This window comes from Acuticoccus kandeliae (assembly GCF_003073115.1).
Map to the genome: position 1 here is coordinate 2,269,242 of NZ_QBBV01000001.1, position 16,546 is coordinate 2,285,787.

Below are 16,546 nucleotides of genomic sequence, written 5' to 3' on the forward strand. Positions count from 1 at the left end.
TTGCCCGCCGCAAAGCGGGCCGCAGGGCGAGGCACGCCGCGGCGCGGGCCACCTGCGAATGTCGATCTGGACAAAATCTAGGGAGTCCGGGCCGCCCGATTAGGCGTCCCGCATTCATAGGTCCTATCGGCCCTGCCGATGAACGGAGGCGCGCGCGGGATCGGCGACGAGCCAGATGTCGACGGGCTCGCGCCGGCGGCGAACCGTCGTCGTCGGGCCGCGCACGAGGGTGGGGAGCACGTCGGTGGGCGCGATGCCGCATCGGCGCGCGGCCGCGATGAGGCTGTCGCTCGCGACGAGCCGTGTGTCGAGATCGCGCGTCAGCCGTTCGAGCCGTTCGGCGACGTTCACGGTGTCGCCGAGCGCGGTGAACTCGAGCCGCCGCGCGTCGCCCACATTGCCGACGATCACCTCGCCATAGTGGACGCCGAGGCCGAGCTGCACCGGGGCGCGTCCCTCCGCCGCGCGCTCCTCGTTCCACCGGTCGATCTCGGTGAGCATCGCGGCGGCGCATCGGAGCGCGCGCACCGGGTCGTCGTCGTGTGGCTGGGGCGTGCCGAAATGCACCATCAGCGCGTCGCCGATATATTTGTCGAGCGTGCCGTCGAAGGCGAAGACGGTGCGGGCGAGGCGGCTGTGGAATTCACGCAGGAGCGCGAAGAGGGCCTCGGGCGTCATCTGCTCCGAGGCGGTGGTGAAGGCCACCATGTCGGCAAAGAGGATCGCCGCCTTCTGCCGCCGCGGCTGGTCGAGCGCGGCGGACCCGGCCGTCAGCGTGCCGACGATGTTGGGGGAGAAATAGCGCGAGAGCGCAGCCCGCTCGGCCTCGGCCGCGATCTGGCGGCGCACGAGCGCGCGCGAGCGCCAGACCGCGAGCGTCAGGATCGCGGTGACGAGGACGAAGAAGACGATCTGGTTGACGAGGCTCGTGAGGCTCACCGAGGCGGAGTTCAGATAGATCGCGGCGACGCCGTCAGGCGAGGCGGCGTCCTCCATCACCTGCTGCGCGGTGTGGACGCGCGAGCCCGGCAGCGACGCGACCCAGAGATAGCCCGACGACCATACGAGGGTGACGGCCGCCCCGGTCCAGAGGACGAGCGCGGGCGAATAGCAGAGCGACACGCCGACGAGGAAGACGCCGAGATACATGAAGCTCGGGAGGCGGAGGTTGAGCTGCGCCGTCCACCCCTCGCTCATGAAGGGCGGGGGGAGGATGAGGAGGGTGGTGAGGAGGACGATGTCGGCGAGGAGGAAGAGCGCCGTCAACGAGGTGAGGCGGATGCCCCGCGCGGCGAGGAGGTAGGGCGGGAGGCCGAGGAGGGCGAAGGCCCCGAGCACGGCGAGATACTGGCTGGAGCGCTCGACGGGGATCGTCGCGAGGAGCCAGAGGCCGAGTGCCGCGAGGGCGACGAAGCGCGCGCGGTACATCGTGACGAGGCCTGCCAGTTCCTCGCGGGCGATGGCGGCGCTGACGGAGCCCGGCGTCGGGGTAGCATCACGCATAGGCAAGATAGCGCCCGGCGACGAGCGTGCCGGTCCAGGCGAGCGCGGAGACGCCGCCCGCGATGCGCGCGGCGCGCGGGGGGACGGGGTCGCCGCCCCATGTCGCGACGGTGCGATAGATGCCGCGGTGGAAGACGAGGATGTTGAGGCCCGCGGCGAGGATCAGGCCGAGCTTCCACGGCGCCGCCGCGCTCTCGCCCACCGAGAGGGCGATGCCGGCGAACATCGCGAGGCCGCTGAGGGCGGCGAGCGCGAAGCCCCAGTGGCAGAGCGGGAGGAGGTGTCCGAGCACGGTCGCGACCTCGATCCGCCGGCCCGCGAGGCCCAAAAGGCGCAGGTCCACCGCGATCGCCGGCCCGACGAGGAGCGCGATCGCGAAGATGTGGACGCTTTCGAGGATCGGGTAGAGCTGCGGCACCATCCGGACCGCAGCCCCCGGCGAGGACTGCTCGATTGCGATGAGCATCGTTTCGAGCGTGGCGTTCACCTGGGGCTCCTCCGCGGCGCGTTGCGCGGTTCGGTGCGGTGCGGTGCGGCGCGTCAGTCGGTCGCCGGGACCGGGCGGGAGGGGAAGGCGGTGAGCTGCTGCCAGACGCCCTGGCCGTCGGCGAGCCAGAACATCACCGGCCTAAGGTCGTGGGAGTCGGCGCTGCCGAGATAGCCGAGCACCTCGATCGTCTCGCCTTCGGCGAGCGGCCGGTCGAGCCCCCAGCGCGACATCCAGCCGGGGCCGGCGAGGGTGAGGTGGATCTCCTCGTGCTCGCCCTCATAGGGGCGGGCGGAGGCCATCGTGGCGCCCCCGTCGCGCGGGTCGGCGCCGGGCGGCAGGGGTCGCGCGCGGAAGCCCTCGGGGAGCGCGGCCGGATCGACGCGCAGGGTCACCTCGGAATGCGGGTTGCCCCACCGCACATATGTGACGGTGCCGCGGACATAGTAGGCGTAGCGCGTGTCGAACGAGCTCCACCCGTGGTGGGCCTCGGCGGGCGGGACGGGGCCGGTGAGGCCGAGGGGGACGGCGAGCATCACGAGGAGCGTGGTCGCGGCGAGGGGCTTGCGCATCGGTTGCAGTCTCCGGGATCGGGCGGAGGTCGTCCTCCGCGGCCTGTCGTCCACCCCATCTGGTGCGCGTCATTGCCCGCATTGACCGCCCGCCCCCGGAAGGACTTATGAGCCCGGCTCATGGGCGGGCGGAGGGATCGATCAAGGGCGCGGGGTGAGGCGGATCAGCCGGTCCGCGGACGGGCCGGCGGCGCGCGGCGAGCGGTTCGTGGTGATGAGGTAGAGGGTCTCGCCTGCCGCGATCACCTGCCGGATCCGGTCGCCGCCCGCATAGACGGTCTCCACCCCGTCGCCCGCCGTATTGAGCGCGAGGAGCGCCCGTTCGCGGAGCGAGGCGACGAGGAGGCTTCCGCCCGCGAAGGTGGCGCCCGATGGCGCCCAGGTGCTGCGGCCGGAGTGGACGAGCGGCTTCTCCATCCCCGCCCGCGTCTCGTCGCCGGAGACCAGCGGCCAGCCATAGTTGGCACCGGCGCGGACGCGGTTGATCTCGTCGTGCCCGGACTGCCCGTGCTCGGCGACATGGAACGCGCCCGCCGCGTCCCAGGCGAGGCCCTGCGGGTTGCGGTGGCCGTAGGAGTAGACGAGCGAGCCTGGGAACGGGTTGTCGGGCGGGACGGCGCCCTCCGGCGTCATCCGCAGGATTTTGCCCGCGAGGCTCTCGCGGTCCTGCGGCAGGTCATAGTCCTCGGTCCAGCCGGTGGTCGCGTAGAGGTGACCGTCGGGGCCGATGGCGATGCGGCCGCCATTGTAGAGCGGGTGGCCGGGGATGGCGTCGAGGAGGACGCCGGTCTCCGCCCAGCGCGCGCCGTCGAAGTGCGCGGCGATGATCCTGTTCGCCGGTCCCGTGGGGCTGGTGGTGGAGTGGTAGAAGAAGGCCCGGCCGCTCTCCGCGAAATCCGGGGCGAGCGCCAGGCCGAGGAGGCCCGCGCCGTTCTCGCTGCGGATTGGCTCACGAGTCTGGAGCGGGATCCGCCGGACCGCGCCGTCCGCTACCATGACGATGAAGCCCGCCTTCTCGGTGATGATCAGCGTCTCGCCGGAACGGGCGATGTCCCACGGATAGTCGAGCCCGTCCGCGACCGTTTCGGCCGTCCAGGCCTGCGCCGCCGCGGGCGCTGCGCCGAGGAGAAGGGAGAGGGCGGCCGCCAGGAGGACGGGCGACAGGGCGGCGCCTGCGCATTTCATCATGATGGTTCTCTCGGATGGGTTGGTCAGTCGGCCCGCTCGATCCGCGCCTGGAAGCTCGGTTTCGCGGCGAGGCGCGCGACATCGCCGTCGATCCGGCCGAGCCGGACGAGGCCGCGCGAGTAGCCGAAATCGCGGTAGAAGATCGCGAGATTGCCCCACGGCGCGAAGTAGGCGATGTCGCCGATCTCCGGGTCGATGCCCTCCGGCGCGCCCTCGGTGGAGAGGCGCTTGGGGAGGTCCGCCACCTTCTCGGTGCGGTGATAGTCGCCGAGCGTCAGGTCGAGCGGCAGGAGGGCGGCGAAGTCGCGCGCCGCCGCCGAACTCTCCAGCGTCGCGGCGAGGGGCTCGCCGTCGAGGATGATGCGAATCTTCATGGTGCCTTCGGTGAGTGGATCGGCGGCGACCGGCGACGCGAGGAGAAGCGCCGCCGTGGCCGCCAGAAGGGTGATGGATCGGGTCATGGCCGCTCCTGCGTGGCGATGGGACGAGTCCCATTGCGGGCGATCCCGACCACGAGAGCGCCGAGCACGGAGAAGCCCGTCGTGATGAGGACGATCGCGTTCCACCCGTCGAGGAGGCCCGCGATCCCGCCGGTCTCGCTGCCGTGCGCCATCAGGATCGCGCCGAGCGTGATGCCGATCGCGGAGCCGAGATAGCGGGCGGTGTTGTTGGCGCCCGAGCCCATCGCGCTGCGGTCGGGCGGGACGGTGGCGACGGCCTGTCGCCCGAGCGCGGCGTTGAGGATCCCGTTCGCCGCGCCCGCGAGGAAGAGGCCCGGCAGGAGGAGCGCCGCGCGCTCAGCCGACACGCCGAAGAGGAGCATCTGGGCGAGGGCGCAGGCGAGGAGGGCGCCGATCATGAGGCGACGCGGCGTCAGCGCTTCTGGCACCCAGCGCGCGCCAAGCGCGGTGACGATGCTGGTCGCCGACCACGCGGTCATGATGATCGCGGCCGAGAGGGCGCTCGCGCCCATCGCGCGCATCAGGAGCGTCGGCACCATCGTCATGAGGGCGAGGATCCCCGCGCCCGAGGCGAAGGCCGCCCACGTCGCCGCGCAGAAGGCCGCGCCGCGGAAGAGGCTGAGGTCGAGGATGGGGCGAGGATGCCTCAGCTCCACGAAGACGAAGGCGGCGAGCGCGGCCGCCCCGCCGCCGAGGAGCCCGACCACGGTGGGCGAGGCGAGGCCGAAGCGCATCTCGGTGAGGGCGGACATCAGCATCGCGAGGCCCGCCATCAGGAGGATCGTGCCGAGCCGGTCGGCCGGTTGCGGGCGGCGCGCCTCGGCGGGCGGCAGGAGGCCGCGTCCGGCGAGGAGGAGTGCGAGCGACAGGATCGCCGTGCCCCAATAGGCGGCCGGCCAGCCGCCGAGATCGGTCGCGAGCGCGGCGAGAATGGGTCCCGTCGCGACGCCCGCGCCGAGCCCCGCCGCCCACACTCCCGTGGCGGTCGCCCGCGCGCGGCCCTCCGGATAGAGGCGGCCGACGAGGCCGAGCCCGCACGCCATGACGGCCGCCCCGCCGAGCCCCTGTCCGACCCGCGCCGCGATGATGACGAGGCCCGACGGCGCGAGCGCGCCGATGACCGACGCCGCCGCCATGACGCCGAGGCCCCAGAGGAAGACCAGCGTGCGGCCGTGATCGTCGCCGAGCGCGGCCGAGCCGAGGAGGCCGGTCGCGGCACCCAGCGGCATCGCGCTGAGGAGCCAGGCCTCGGCCCCCGGCCCCAAAGCGAGCGCCTCGGCCGTGGGGCCGAGCGTCGTCAGCGGCACGGTGAAGACGATGAGCGCCAGCGCCGTCGCGGCGGAGACGATCGCCAGGCTGAGATGGGGGGCGGCGACCGGGGAGCGGGATCCCGCGTCGCGCGAGAGAACAGCGCCTGCCATGGCGGATCGGTCCAATCGTGGGTTGGGGTTCGGGCCGGGGGGAAGGCGGACCGCGCCGCCTTCCCGAGGGGCTGCTAGTCGGCGAGGGCGGAGAGGTAGTCCGCGTCCGAGACCGGCTCCATCCAGTTCACGGCCGAGCCGTCGACATTCACCTGGATCGCGTAGTGGGTGACGGCGGTCGTGTCGGTCGCGCCGTGCCAGTGCTTGACGCCCGGCGGGCACCAGACGACATCGCCCGCGTGCATCGCGTGCTTCTCGCCGCCTTCTGTCATCGTCCACCCGCTGCCCTCGATGACGACGAGCTGCTGGCCTGCCGGATGGTCGTGCCAGTTGGAGCGCGCACCCGGCAGGAAGGTCACCTTGCCGGCGCTGACGGGTGAGGCCTCCTTCGCGCCGAACACGGGTTCGACATAGACGGTGCCGACGAAATAGTCGGGCGAACCCAGCGAGCCGGCCTGCGTGCCGGATGTCGTGAGGGTCATGTCCTGTGCGAACGCCGGGGCCGTCAGCATGGCGGCAAGCGCGAGGGCGGTGGGGATCAAAGGCTTCATAAGGTCCTGCGTGGTTGTCGGGGAGGCAGCCAGAGGGCCGCGAGGAGACGCGCCCGCGCTCGGGCGCGCCTTCGCCAAGGGGCGAAGCGGGGCGCGACGGGCGCGCGATCGGGATGGGGTCAGTCGGCGACCATGTCGTGCCGGAGCCAGACGACGCCGCCCTCGAGCACCTCCGACGCGGTGAGGGCGAGATGCCGGCCCGCGGCGGGGCGGCTCCCGGCCGGGGCGGAATGCTCGTAGATGGCGGGGACGCCGGTGAGGCCGTCGAGCGCGGGCCAGATCAGCGTGCTCGTCGCATCGAGGAGGCCGGCGGCGAGGAACGCGCCGTTCACCGTCGCCCCACCTTCGAGGAGAAGATGAGAGACGCCGAATGCGGTGCCGATGGTGTCGAGCGCGGCGGCGAGGTCGTGGCCGTCGGGCCCCGCGAAGACGACCGACACACCGGCGGCGCGCAGCGCGTCGAGGCGCGCGTCCGCCACCCGCTCGCCGACAACGGCGACGACGTGGTCGCCGTCGAGATCGCCGCTTGTGAAATCGAGCCGGCCGGACGGGTCGAGCGCGACGGCAAGGCCGCGCGCGCCGCGTTCGGCGATGATGGCCGTTCGCGGGCGCGGGGCGTCGAGGAGGACGGGCGGCAGTTCGTCGACGAAGTCGCCCATCGTCTTGCGCCCGACGATCCATCCCTCGGCGTCGAGGCGGCTCGCGGTTTCGTCATAGATGCGCATCAGGCGGTCGAGGCCGTCGCCGGGGGCGTAGCTCCAGCGGTGCGGGTCGAGCCGCCCGTCGAGCGAGGTGACCATGTGGCAGGTGATCTTGGGTCGCATGCGCCGCCTTTCCGCGGGTCGTCGTCGGCCGGCGTGTCTGTGCCGGCGGGAAGGGGCGTCAGCCCGAATAGTCCGCGTCGCTGACCTTCTCGAGCCAGGTCACGGCCGTGCCGCCCTCGCTCTCCTGGATCGCGATGTGCGTCATCGCGGTGTCCGGCGAAGCGCCGTGCCAGTGCTTCTCGCCGGCCGGGAACCAGACGACGTCGCCGGGGTGGATCGTCTCGACGGGCCCGCCCTCGCGCTGCACGCGGCCGACGCCTTGCGTGACGATGAGGGTCTGGCCGAGTGGATGGGTGTGCCAGGCGGTGCGCGCGCCAGGCTCAAAGGTGACCGCGGCGCCGGACGTGCGGCCCGGCGCGTCGGCCGCGAACAGGGGATCGATGCGCACGCGCCCGGTGAACCAGTCCTGTGGGCCGGGGTTCGAGGGCTGCGTGCCGACGCGGGTGATCTTCATGGTTCAGCCTCGTGGAGTCGCCTCATGCGACGACTAGGGAGATAGGCCGCCCGGCGAGCCGGATTATGGGGCCAATCCCGCTTGCACTCATGAAGGGGGTTCATCAGTCCGGGCGCGCCCGCGTCGGCGGCGGGTCGAACGTGTCGCGGCCCGCATTCGGGCGTTCGGCGCTATAATCGAGGCAGTCTTATGAGGGCGCTGCATCAATGCTCCGACCGAACATTCTCGATCTGATGTCCTTCATCGTCGTCGCGCGGGTGGGGAGTTTTACCCGCGCCGCCGCGCAGATCGGCGTCTCCCAGTCCGCCCTCAGCCACGCGCTGCGGGGGCTCGAGGAGCGGCTCGGGATGCGCCTCCTCACGCGCACCACGCGCAAGGTCACGCCGACGGCGCAGGGGGAGCGGATCCTGGAGCGGATCGCCCCGCTTCTGGAATCGGTGGAGGAGGAGCTCGCCGCGATCATCGACCAGAAGGACCGCCCGGCCGGGACGATCCGCATCACCGCGACCGATTATGCGGCCGACACGGTGATCTGGCCGAAGCTCGCCCCGGTCCTGAAAGACTATCCGGACCTTCAGGTGGAGATCGTCACCGACTACGGCCTCACCGACATCGTCGCGCAGAAGATCGATGCCGGTGTGCGCCTCGGCGAGCAGGTGTCGGAGGGGATGATCGCGGTGCGCGTCGGGCCGGACTTCCGCATGCTCGCGATCGCCTCGCCGTCCTATTTGGCCGACCGCGAGATCCCGCGCACGCCGCAGGACCTCACGGCCCACAGGTGCATCAATCTGCGCCTGCCGACCCACGGGGGCCTCTATGCCTGGGAGTTCGAGAAGGACGGGAGGGAGGTGCGCGTGCGCGTCGACGGCCAGCTCATCTTCAACACGATCGACCCGGTCGTGGACGCCGCGCTCGCGGGCTACGGGATCGGCTTCGTGCCGGAGGGGCTGGTGCGCGCCCATATCGACGCGAACCGGCTCGTGAGCGTGCTCGAGGACTGGTGCCCGCCCTTTCCGGGCTACTATCTCTACTACCCGCACCGCAGGGCCGACTCACCGGCCTTCGCCGTCATCGTGGATGCCCTGCGCCAGGGGTGAGCGCCCCTGCCATGCGGCAGGGACGCCGAGCGTGGCGGTTCAGCCGTCGCGGCTCTCGAAGACATCCTTCGCGACGGGCATTGCCGAGAAGACGTTCGGCCAGCCGGCATAGAAGGCGATGTGGGCGAGCATCGCCGATGCCTCGTCCTTGGTGAGGCCGTTGTCCATCGCGCGGTTGAGGTGGAATGTCATCTGGTTGACGTGGCCGGCGGCGATCAGCGCGGCGACCGTCACGAGGCTGCGGTCGCGCGGCGCGAGCGCCGGGCGGAGCCACAGGTCGAGGAACAGAAGCGCCTCGGTGTTGTCGACGACGCCCTGCGAGACATCGCCATAGGTGTTCTGGACGTTGGTCTGCCGGCGCGTCTCGGCCTCCTCGTCGAGCGGCAGGCGTTCGGACGGGTCGGCCGCTGGGAGCGCGTCGGCGCCGATCCCGCGCGCCGCGTACACGTCGGCCGCGGCCGCGACGGCCGTCATCGCGTTCTGCCAGCCGGCATAGAAGGCAAGGTGGGTGATCGTTTCGGAGAGCTCGGCGGGGGTGACGCCATTGTCGAGCGCCTGCGCCATGATGGCGTCGAGGCCCTCCGCCTCGCTGCGCGCGATCAGGGCGGCGACGGTGACGAGGCTGCGGTCGCGCGGGGAGAGCGCCGCATCCTGCCAAACGCGGCCATAGAGGTCGTATCTCGTATAGGCTTCGAGCGCGGGGGCGACGGCGGCGAGCGCCGCGGTGTCGGCCGGAAGCCTCTCTTCGGCCGCAGCGGGCGTGGCAAGCATCAGCGGCACGGCAAGGGACGCGATCTTTCGCATGGAGCACCTTCATCATCGTTGCATCTCCCGGCAACTGCGGACGCACCGGGACATGATCGAGTTAGGGGCGCATGAGGCGGGGATTATCGGGCCGGGGCCGATAGGATTGGTGAGCGCGGCTCATGGGTCGCCGGCGCGCGTGAACACAAGCGCGCTATCGCGCCACCCAGAGGACTATGCCACCGACGACGAGCACCGCGGCATAGGCCGAGATGACGCGCATGCCGAGCACATTGCCGCCGATGGCGAGGCTCATCGCCGACTTCACCACCGTGTTGACCGAAACCGCGATGAAGATGGCGATGGCCGCGCTCGTCGTCGTGAGGTCGTCGCCGACGAGGCGGGCGACGGAGATGGTGAGCGCGTCGACATCGGTGATGCCGGAGATCGCCGCCGTCACGTAGACACCGCCCGTTCCGAGCCAAAGCTTCAGATAGTGGAGGGTGACGAGGATCGCGGCGAGGACCGCGGCGAAGAGGAATGCGGTCGTGAGTTCCAGCGGGTTCGAAATGCCGCCGATCTCGTCGCGCGGCGCGGGCCCTTTCGGCAGGAGGAGGTGCATGAGGAGTGCGCCGGCGAACCCGGTGCCAGCCATCGCGCCCATCGGATAGGCGAGCGCGGGGAGGAGGGCGGGCTGGAAGATCGCGACGAGGGCGATGATGCGCACGAACGTCACCGATCCCGCCACCACCACCCCGACCGCGGCGGGCTGGGCGAGGGAGGGGTCGCTCCGGACGCGGCGGGAGAGGGCCAGCGTCGTCGAGGTCGACGAGGCGAGGCCGCCGAAGAGGCCGGTCAGAAGGATGCCGAGGTCCGCCCCGCCGATCCGCATCGCGACATAGCCGAAGAAGGAGAGGGCGGCGACGACGACCGCGGCGAGCCACAGTGCGTAGGGGTTCAGCGTCCCGCCCGGCCCGAAGCCCTGGTTCGGCAGCACCGGCAGGATGACGACCGAGAGGAGGGCGAGGGTCAGCGCCGCGTCGAGCTCCAGGCGCCTGATGTGCGCCACCCACCCGTGCAGCCGGCTCTTCAGCGACAGGAGCAGCGTCGCGACCACGGCGACGGCGGCGGCGGGCGCCATCGCGCCGAGGACGCACGCCGCGCCCAGCATGAAGGTGAGGAGAAGCGCGGCCTCGGTCGTGAGGCCGACATCGGACGCGCGCTTCAGGCTCGCCCAGTAGCTGACCGAGAGGAGGATGGAGAGGGCGAGGAAGGCGGCCGCGAGGATGACGGGTCCGCTGACCATCGCGAGCCATCCGCTGCCGCCGCCCAAAAGGCCGACGATGGCGAAGGTGCGCACCCCCGCGACGCGGCTTCCCTCTGCCTCGTCGCGCGCGTGCCATCCCCGTTCGAGGCCGAAGAGGAGGCCGATGGCGAGCGCCATGCCGAGGCGCCGGAAGATCTCCGTCTCATCCATGGCAGCGAGACATGGCCGGCACTCGGACGCGGCCGGTCCTGGAGGCGTGAGGCGCAGTGTACATCGCGCTGTGCGGGCAGGCGACCGGGCGGAAACGAAAAGCCCGCCCGGCCGTGAAGGCCGGACGGGCAAAGCGTGTCGGACGATCGGCGGATCAGACGATGAGTTCGCCGAAATCGGCCGCCGTGAGGCTCGCCGCGTCGACGCCGCGCACGATGGCGAGGATGTCGCTGCCATAGCGGATCGTCGAGTTCACGAGGGTGAGGTCGTCGTAGCTGATGTCGTCGTCGGCGAGCTTGAGCGTGTCCTCGCCCACCACGAAGTCGCGGATCGTGCTGAAGCCGCGGCCCGTCCCGATGACGAACACGTCCTCGCCGCGCCCGCCGGTCAGGATGTTGAAGCCCGTGCCGCCGTCGATCACGTCGTCGCCGAGGCCGCCGAAGATCACATCGTTGCCTTCGCCGCCGTCGATGGTGTCCGAACCCCAGCCGCCGAGGATGCGATCGTTGCCCTCGTGGCCGAAGAGCGCATCGTCGCCGCCGCGGCCGAGAAGGAGATCGCGCAGGCTCCCGCCCGTAAGGACATCGCCATCGCGGTCGCCGACCAGCTGGAGCGGACGCACCGGCCCGACCTGGATCGTCGCCACGACCGGCTCATGGTCGGACGCGGAGGTCAGGAAGTCGTTGTTGACGTGGACGATGTCGACCTCCGCCTGACGCACGAGCCCGTTCGCGACGAAGATGTGGTCGAGCACCTGGCCGTTGCCGTCGAAGACGTAGGTGTAGCGGTCGCCGTCGACCTCGTTGATGAGGTTCTTCAGCACGCGCTCGGCGCCGACACCGGTGAGATCCTCCGACAATTCGTCGGTGAACTCGAAGGTGTTGAAGTCGCCCACCACGACGATGTTGGCGTCGGCATCGTCGGCGAGGAAGCCGTCGACGACCTCGTTCAAGGTCTTCGCCTGCGCCTCGCGCGCCGCCTCGTCGGCCTGCTCGAAGGGCTGGATGCCGCCGAAGATCGGGGTCGAGCCGGAGCGGGAGGCGAGGTGGTTGTTGATGACGATCACCTCCTCGCCGTTGAAGAGGAAGCGGCCGAGGAGCGGGTCGCGCGTCTCGGCGAAGGCGTCGGGGTCGGTGACGCCGAGCGCGGTCAGCTCTTCCGCGTCGAGGGTCACCGCCTCCTGAAGTGTCGTCCGCTCCGGGTTGTAGAGGAAGGCGTTGCGGATGTTGCCGCCCGGAATGCCGCCATTGACGCCGAATTCGTCGACTTCGGCCGAGACGAACTCGTAGCGCGGGCCGCCGGCTGCGACGATCGCGTCCACCAGCGCCTGGAGGGTCTCGTCGGCGGCGAGAACGCCGTCGTCGATCGCCTGTTCGTTGCTGTCGAACACGCCGTCATTGTCGAGGTCGATGAAGTTCGTGTTGCCCGGATCGCCCGGCGCGCCGTTGTTGTCCTGCACTTCCTGCAGGGCGATCACGTCGGGGCTGACGAGGTTGTCGACGATCTGTTGGGCGAGAAGCGCGATCTGCGCGTCATCGGCCGAGGTCGGCGACAGGTTGAGGACGTTGTAGGTCGCGATGGAGAGCTCGTCGGCGCTGCCCGTCACGCGGGTGCGCTCCGGCGTGTTGGTGCTCTCCTCGACGATCTCGAAGGCGTCTGTGACGAGGATCTCGTAGTTGCCGAAGTCGTAGGAGACGACGCCGGTGATGTCGGAGAGCGTGTCGCCGAGCAGGATCGCGGGCGGGTTGAACCCTTCCGGCAGGAGGTCGCCGAAGGAATCGTACTGGATCTGGATCCGCTCGGGGTTGAGGTCGCCATAGCCGTCCGCGTCGGCGTTGATGTTGAGGCCGCCGCGATCGTTGAGGCCCGGCGTCGAGTGGGCGCCGTTGTCGGCGAGGACCCAGGTCTCGTCATACTGGTTGGTGGTGGAGATCGCCGTCGGGTTGTCGACGGTGACGCGCATCCCCTCAAGGCTCTCGTAGAAGTCGATGCCGTCCTGTTCGGGGTCGAAATTGCCGGCCTCGTTCTGGAGGTTCACCGGCAGCTCGTCGTCGGAGATGACGATGTCGGACGGTGGCATCCGGCCAGCGGCGCCGAGGATGACGGCCTCCGGCAGCGCGTTGTCCTCGGAGATCAGCGTCGCCTCGCGCGCGGTGATCTGCGTGGTGGAGAGGTTGCCGGTCGAGGCACCGCCCGGAATGTACTCGGACACGACGCCTTCGATCTCGACCATGTCGCCGACCGAGACGATGTTCGGCGCGACGCCGTTGCCGGTGAAGACGAAGATCGCGTCGGACGTGGCGTCGTTGCCGTCGCCCTCGGCGTCCTGCAGGTAGTAGCCGTTATAGTCGACGGCGGTGACGATGCCGCTCGTGCGCACGGTCTCGCCGGCATAGGCCGAGACGTGGCCTTCGCCCTGGATGTCGAAGATGCTGACTTCGTCGACGACGGGGGAGAGCTCGAACGCCACGGTGGTGCCGGAGATCTCGTAGCTGACGACGGCGAGCGCCTTGCCGGTCGGGCTGTCCTCGGCGCTGACGAAGGTGATCGTCTCCGGGCCGGTCCGGAACGCCTCGCCGTCCTCCACGTCGTCCTCGAACACCGGGTCGATATAGTCGACGAAGTAGGCGTTCTCGGGATCGGTCACGTTGTAGATGAAGATGCCGGAATCGCGCTCGGCGCCGATCAGGGCATAGACCTCGCCGTCGACTTCGCCGACCGCGATGGCTTCCGGCTCCGGGCCCTTGTTGTCGGAGCGGTTCTCGTCGTTCGTGCCCTCGTCGTCGTTGAAGCGCTCGGGCGCGATCTCGGCGAGGATCTCTTCGAAATCCGCGCCGGAGTCGAAGACCACGTTGCCGTTCAGGTCGTAGATCGTGAAGGAGCGCGAGCCGAACGCGGTCAGGACGTCGATGTCGCCGTCCCCGTCCGTGTCGCCGTCGACGACGGAGATCGTCAGGCGCTCGAGCCCGGTGGTGTCGACGGACGGATCGATCGTGACCGCGCCGAACGCGCCATCATTGGCGATGATGTCGCCGACGCGGGCCTCGTCGCCGATATCGCTGATGCCGACGATCTCATCGTCTTCCTCGATGAAATAGTCGCCGCGCCCGTCGCCCTCGTTCGCCGAGAAAAGATACGTCTCGCCGTTGATCTCATAGGTCGCGATGCCGTCCGGCATCCGCAGGCCCTGGAGATTCTCGAACTGCGTGATGTCGATCTCGCCATTGTCGTCGACGTCGATCGCGTTCGTGCCCTCGGCATAGTTCGTGACGCCGGCGGAGAAGATCGACACGAGGGAGCCGGTGGAGAGGTCGATCGTGGCGAAGGCGTTGTTTTCCTGGAGGGAGACGATGGCGGTCGTCCCGTCCGGGGTGATCGTCACATATTCCGGCTCGACGTCGCGGCTGAACTCGATGCCGTCGCGGGTGCGCACGCCCGCCTCGACCAGCTCGTCAACGAGGGCGTCGGCGGCGGTGAAGTCGACCGTCTGGACCGGGGAGGCGCCGATATCGTCGGTGTCGAGCGTGATGATCGAGATCGTGCCGAGCGGGTTGTCGACGCTGTCGGTGTCGGCGTTGAACTCGCCCTCATTTGCGACGACGAGCTTCGTGCCGTCGGGCGTGAATTTCACCGAGTCAGGCAGGTTGCCGACATCGACGGTGCCGAGGAGGTCGCCGGTCTCGGCGTCGAAGAAGGCGATGAAGCCCGGCTGGGCGAAGTTGAGGCCGCCGGTCTCGGCGATCGCGCGCGCGATCGCGGCGGCGACGATGCCGTTCTTCACGTCGACGGACTGGACGCTGTCGTAGCCAGGGATCGCGGTGAGATCGAGGCTGTCGACGAGGCTGCCGGTGTCGGACAGCTCGAAGATGTCGATGCGGCCCATCTCGCCGTTCGTCACGTAGGCGCGCCCGTCTTCGACGGCGACGACCTCCGCGGCGGTCTCGCCGCCTTCGCCGACGAACTCGACGAACTCCGTGACGACGAGCTCGTCATTCTCGGGGAGGACAAACGCGGAAATCTGCGCGAGTCCGTTCGAATTGGTTTCCATGAAAATTGCCCGACGCTGTTGGGGAAGAGGGAGGCGATGGCCGGCGGCGAGGACCGCCGTTCAGCGCACGCGTTCGATTGACAGGTGTCGGGAGTGAGCCGGCGCTCGCGCGGACCGCGCGTGGCGGTGGCGGTACGGCGGACGGGCGGCGCGCATGCACCCCGTCCCTTGTCGTGTGTCACCCATGCCCATGCACTCGGACGTCTCAGCTCCCATTCGCGCGGGACGCTACGAGTATTGTGCGACAGTCCGATAACGGCGTTGCAAATTTATTTGTGACGGGAATACGTAGATCTGATGAAGGAATGAAGTAGAAAAGTATATTATGTAAATTATCTGAAATATTGTTTCTATTCTCGATGTCATCTCTTCGCGAAAGCTGCACGGCGGCCGGTCGACTCGCCGCGCAGCTTTGTGGCGTGAGGCCGCGCGTTCAGATTTGCGTCGGCATGATCCATTCGGGGGCGGGCTCCAGGCGCAGCTCCTGCTCGGGCGGCGCCGTCGTCTCGCGCGGCACGAAGAGGCAGCTCTCGATGCCGGTGTCGCGATCGTGGACGCAGGCCTCGTAGCCGCTCTCTTCCGCGCGCACGGTGAGGCAGGCCTCCGACCCCATCTCGTCCACGGTGAGGCAGATCTCGGCGGGGCCGGGCGGCGGGGCCTCGGCGGGCGTCGCGCCGCCGACGGTTCCGAGATGGAGGAAGCCCGCGAGCGCGAGGCTTAGCGGGCCGCTCATCGGGACACCACGCCGGTGCGGGTGGCGCCGCGCGGGCCGGTGCGGGTGACGCTGCATCCGCCGACCCCGCACTGACGGGAGGCGGTGCCGGTGTATCCGGCGGGCCCCGTCACGCTCTTCGTCGTCTCGCACGCGCCGCCGCCGCATGTGCGCGAGCGGGACGCGCTGCCGCCATAGACGCCCTCGACCGTGCCGGTCCGCGTGCAGGTTCCGCCGACGCAGCCGCCCGACACGGTGCGGCCGGTGACGCGCGGGGCGACATAGGGCGGGTAGGCCGCCCAGCGCCCATACCAGGGGTAGGCCACATAGTGGGTGTCCCAGTAGGCGCGCGAGAAGCCGACGACCACGATCCCGACAGTCGCCGCCGTCGCGGCCGTGACGGCCACCGTCGCGCCGCGGTGGGTCGCGGTGATGTAGGCGGAGGCCACCCAGCCACGATACGTCCCGAAGCTCACGTCGCACCAGGCGTAGGAGCTGGTGCAGCCGTGCGTCGCGACGGGCGCGCCCACCGGCACGACGACCACCACCGGATAGGCGGTCGAGGGGCCGGCGCGCAGGTTCACCGTCGCCGTCGCGACCGAGGGGATGGGCTTGCCGACCACCAGCGCATTCGCGGAGGTGGCGAGGGTGAGGCCGAGGAGTGCGCCGGCCGCGAGGCCGCCGATCCGGCGCAGGAACCCGCCCCCCATCATTGCGGCATCACCGCGATGAGCTGCGCCTTGCAGCTGTCGGAGAGGTTCGCGGCGTTTTCCTGCAGGCAGGTCCGCAATTCGCCGCCGCCGAAGCGCACGCTGGCGCAGAAGCGCTGCACGTCGCCGCGGCAGGCCTGCGCGACGGCGCGGGCCTGTTCGCGGGTGAGCTGCTGCTGGGCGATGGCGGGTGCGGTCGCGCAAAGGGCGGCGAGTGCCGCGAAAAGCGCGACGCGAAGGGGTCTGGTCTCGGCCATGGATCGATACTCCTTGCGGGCAGGCGGACGCCGCGCCGGC

General features: G+C 70.2%; 16 protein-coding genes. 1 reads left to right on the top strand and 15 read right to left on the bottom strand.

Features of this window, described 5'->3' with window-relative positions:
* Positions 1-123: 123 nt before the first annotated feature.
* The 9 genes from DBV35_RS10335 to DBV35_RS10375 all read right to left on the bottom strand — a co-directional run bounded on the left by DBV35_RS10335 (position 124) and on the right by DBV35_RS10375 (position 7,461).
* Positions 124-1,503, bottom strand: a complete 1,380-nt coding sequence (locus DBV35_RS10335; protein WP_108660058.1) for an adenylate/guanylate cyclase domain-containing protein — start codon at positions 1,501-1,503, stop codon at positions 124-126.
* Complete coding sequence (locus DBV35_RS10340; RefSeq protein ID WP_211099945.1) at positions 1,496-1,990, bottom strand: hypothetical protein; 495 nt, start codon at positions 1,988-1,990, stop codon at positions 1,496-1,498. Before DBV35_RS10340 ends, DBV35_RS10335 begins: the two co-directional genes overlap by 8 nt.
* 53 nt (positions 1,991-2,043) lie before the next feature.
* Complete coding sequence (locus tag DBV35_RS10345; protein ID WP_108660059.1) at positions 2,044-2,562, bottom strand: DUF6152 family protein; 519 nt, start codon at positions 2,560-2,562, stop codon at positions 2,044-2,046.
* 141 nt (positions 2,563-2,703) lie between these two features.
* Positions 2,704-3,750, bottom strand: a complete 1,047-nt coding sequence (locus DBV35_RS10350) for a PQQ-dependent sugar dehydrogenase (protein WP_108660060.1) — start codon at positions 3,748-3,750, stop codon at positions 2,704-2,706.
* Positions 3,751-3,773: 23 nt separating this feature from the next.
* On the bottom strand, positions 3,774-4,211 hold the full coding sequence (locus DBV35_RS10355; protein ID WP_211099946.1) for a cyclophilin-like fold protein: 438 nt from the start codon (positions 4,209-4,211) through the stop codon (positions 3,774-3,776).
* Positions 4,208-5,632, bottom strand: a complete 1,425-nt coding sequence (locus DBV35_RS10360; RefSeq protein WP_108660061.1) for an MFS transporter — start codon at positions 5,630-5,632, stop codon at positions 4,208-4,210. The genes DBV35_RS10355 and DBV35_RS10360 overlap by 4 nt, the downstream gene beginning before the upstream one ends.
* 74 nt (positions 5,633-5,706) lie before the next feature.
* Positions 5,707-6,183 (bottom strand): (R)-mandelonitrile lyase, encoded by a 477-nt coding sequence (locus DBV35_RS10365; RefSeq protein WP_245943892.1) that lies wholly within the window; start codon positions 6,181-6,183, stop codon positions 5,707-5,709.
* 119 nt (positions 6,184-6,302) lie between these two features.
* The gene (locus DBV35_RS10370; RefSeq protein WP_108660062.1) at positions 6,303-7,007 is read right to left on the bottom strand and encodes a RibD family protein; all 705 of its coding nucleotides are present in this window, start codon (positions 7,005-7,007) and stop codon (positions 6,303-6,305) included.
* Positions 7,008-7,065: 58 nt separating this feature from the next.
* Entirely contained in the window at positions 7,066-7,461 is a 396-nt protein-coding gene (locus tag DBV35_RS10375) for a (R)-mandelonitrile lyase (protein ID WP_108660063.1), read from the bottom strand.
* Positions 7,462-7,667: 206 nt separating this feature from the next.
* On the opposite strand from DBV35_RS10375, the gene DBV35_RS10380 reads away from it, so the two are divergent.
* The gene (locus tag DBV35_RS10380; RefSeq protein WP_108660064.1) at positions 7,668-8,558 is read left to right on the top strand and encodes a LysR family transcriptional regulator; all 891 of its coding nucleotides are present in this window, start codon (positions 7,668-7,670) and stop codon (positions 8,556-8,558) included.
* A gap of 39 nt (positions 8,559-8,597) precedes the next feature.
* On the opposite strand, the gene DBV35_RS10385 is transcribed toward DBV35_RS10380, so the two are convergent.
* The 6 genes from DBV35_RS10385 to DBV35_RS10410 form a co-directional block, all read right to left on the bottom strand.
* The gene (locus tag DBV35_RS10385) at positions 8,598-9,362 is read right to left on the bottom strand and encodes a carboxymuconolactone decarboxylase family protein (protein WP_108660065.1); all 765 of its coding nucleotides are present in this window, start codon (positions 9,360-9,362) and stop codon (positions 8,598-8,600) included.
* Positions 9,363-9,516: 154 nt separating this feature from the next.
* Complete coding sequence (locus DBV35_RS10390; RefSeq protein WP_170134906.1) at positions 9,517-10,779, bottom strand: MgtC/SapB family protein; 1,263 nt, start codon at positions 10,777-10,779, stop codon at positions 9,517-9,519.
* Between the two features lie 154 nt (positions 10,780-10,933).
* Entirely contained in the window at positions 10,934-14,827 is a 3,894-nt protein-coding gene (locus DBV35_RS10395) for a choice-of-anchor I family protein (protein ID WP_108660067.1), read from the bottom strand.
* 433 nt (positions 14,828-15,260) lie between these two features.
* Positions 15,261-15,560, bottom strand: a complete 300-nt coding sequence (locus DBV35_RS10400; protein WP_108660068.1) for a hypothetical protein — start codon at positions 15,558-15,560, stop codon at positions 15,261-15,263.
* Positions 15,557-16,252 carry an SH3 domain-containing protein gene (locus tag DBV35_RS10405; protein WP_205648545.1) on the bottom strand — a complete coding sequence of 232 codons (696 nt, stop codon included), beginning with the start codon at positions 16,250-16,252 and terminating at the stop codon, positions 15,557-15,559. Before DBV35_RS10405 ends, DBV35_RS10400 begins: the two co-directional genes overlap by 4 nt.
* On the bottom strand, positions 16,249-16,506 hold the full coding sequence (locus tag DBV35_RS10410) for a cysteine rich repeat-containing protein (protein ID WP_108660070.1): 258 nt from the start codon (positions 16,504-16,506) through the stop codon (positions 16,249-16,251). The genes DBV35_RS10405 and DBV35_RS10410 overlap by 4 nt, the downstream gene beginning before the upstream one ends.
* Between the last annotated feature and the right edge of the window lie 40 nt (positions 16,507-16,546).

Bases quoted from the DNA above. Each gene is read 5' to 3' on its own strand.
- DBV35_RS10390 (WP_170134906.1), bottom strand. From the start codon at position 10,779: ATGGATGAGACGGAGATCTTCCGGCGCCTCGGCATGGCGCTCGCCATC.
- DBV35_RS10380 (WP_108660064.1), top strand. From the start codon at position 7,668: ATGCTCCGACCGAACATTCTCGATCTGATGTCCTTCATCGTCGTCGCG.
- DBV35_RS10400 (WP_108660068.1), bottom strand. From the start codon at position 15,560: ATGAGCGGCCCGCTAAGCCTCGCGCTCGCGGGCTTCCTCCATCTCGGA.
- DBV35_RS10355 (WP_211099946.1), bottom strand. From the start codon at position 4,211: ATGACCCGATCCATCACCCTTCTGGCGGCCACGGCGGCGCTTCTCCTC.
- DBV35_RS10365 (WP_245943892.1), bottom strand. From the start codon at position 6,183: ATGAAGCCTTTGATCCCCACCGCCCTCGCGCTTGCCGCCATGCTGACG.
- DBV35_RS10345 (WP_108660059.1), bottom strand. From the start codon at position 2,562: ATGCGCAAGCCCCTCGCCGCGACCACGCTCCTCGTGATGCTCGCCGTC.
- DBV35_RS10375 (WP_108660063.1), bottom strand. From the start codon at position 7,461: ATGAAGATCACCCGCGTCGGCACGCAGCCCTCGAACCCCGGCCCACAG.
- DBV35_RS10405 (WP_205648545.1), bottom strand. From the start codon at position 16,252: ATGATGGGGGGCGGGTTCCTGCGCCGGATCGGCGGCCTCGCGGCCGGC.
- DBV35_RS10395 (WP_108660067.1), bottom strand. From the start codon at position 14,827: ATGGAAACCAATTCGAACGGACTCGCGCAGATTTCCGCGTTTGTCCTC.
- DBV35_RS10385 (WP_108660065.1), bottom strand. From the start codon at position 9,362: ATGCGAAAGATCGCGTCCCTTGCCGTGCCGCTGATGCTTGCCACGCCC.
- DBV35_RS10370 (WP_108660062.1), bottom strand. From the start codon at position 7,007: ATGCGACCCAAGATCACCTGCCACATGGTCACCTCGCTCGACGGGCGG.
- DBV35_RS10335 (WP_108660058.1), bottom strand. From the start codon at position 1,503: ATGCGTGATGCTACCCCGACGCCGGGCTCCGTCAGCGCCGCCATCGCC.
- DBV35_RS10360 (WP_108660061.1), bottom strand. From the start codon at position 5,632: ATGGCAGGCGCTGTTCTCTCGCGCGACGCGGGATCCCGCTCCCCGGTC.
- DBV35_RS10410 (WP_108660070.1), bottom strand. From the start codon at position 16,506: ATGGCCGAGACCAGACCCCTTCGCGTCGCGCTTTTCGCGGCACTCGCC.
- DBV35_RS10350 (WP_108660060.1), bottom strand. From the start codon at position 3,750: ATGATGAAATGCGCAGGCGCCGCCCTGTCGCCCGTCCTCCTGGCGGCC.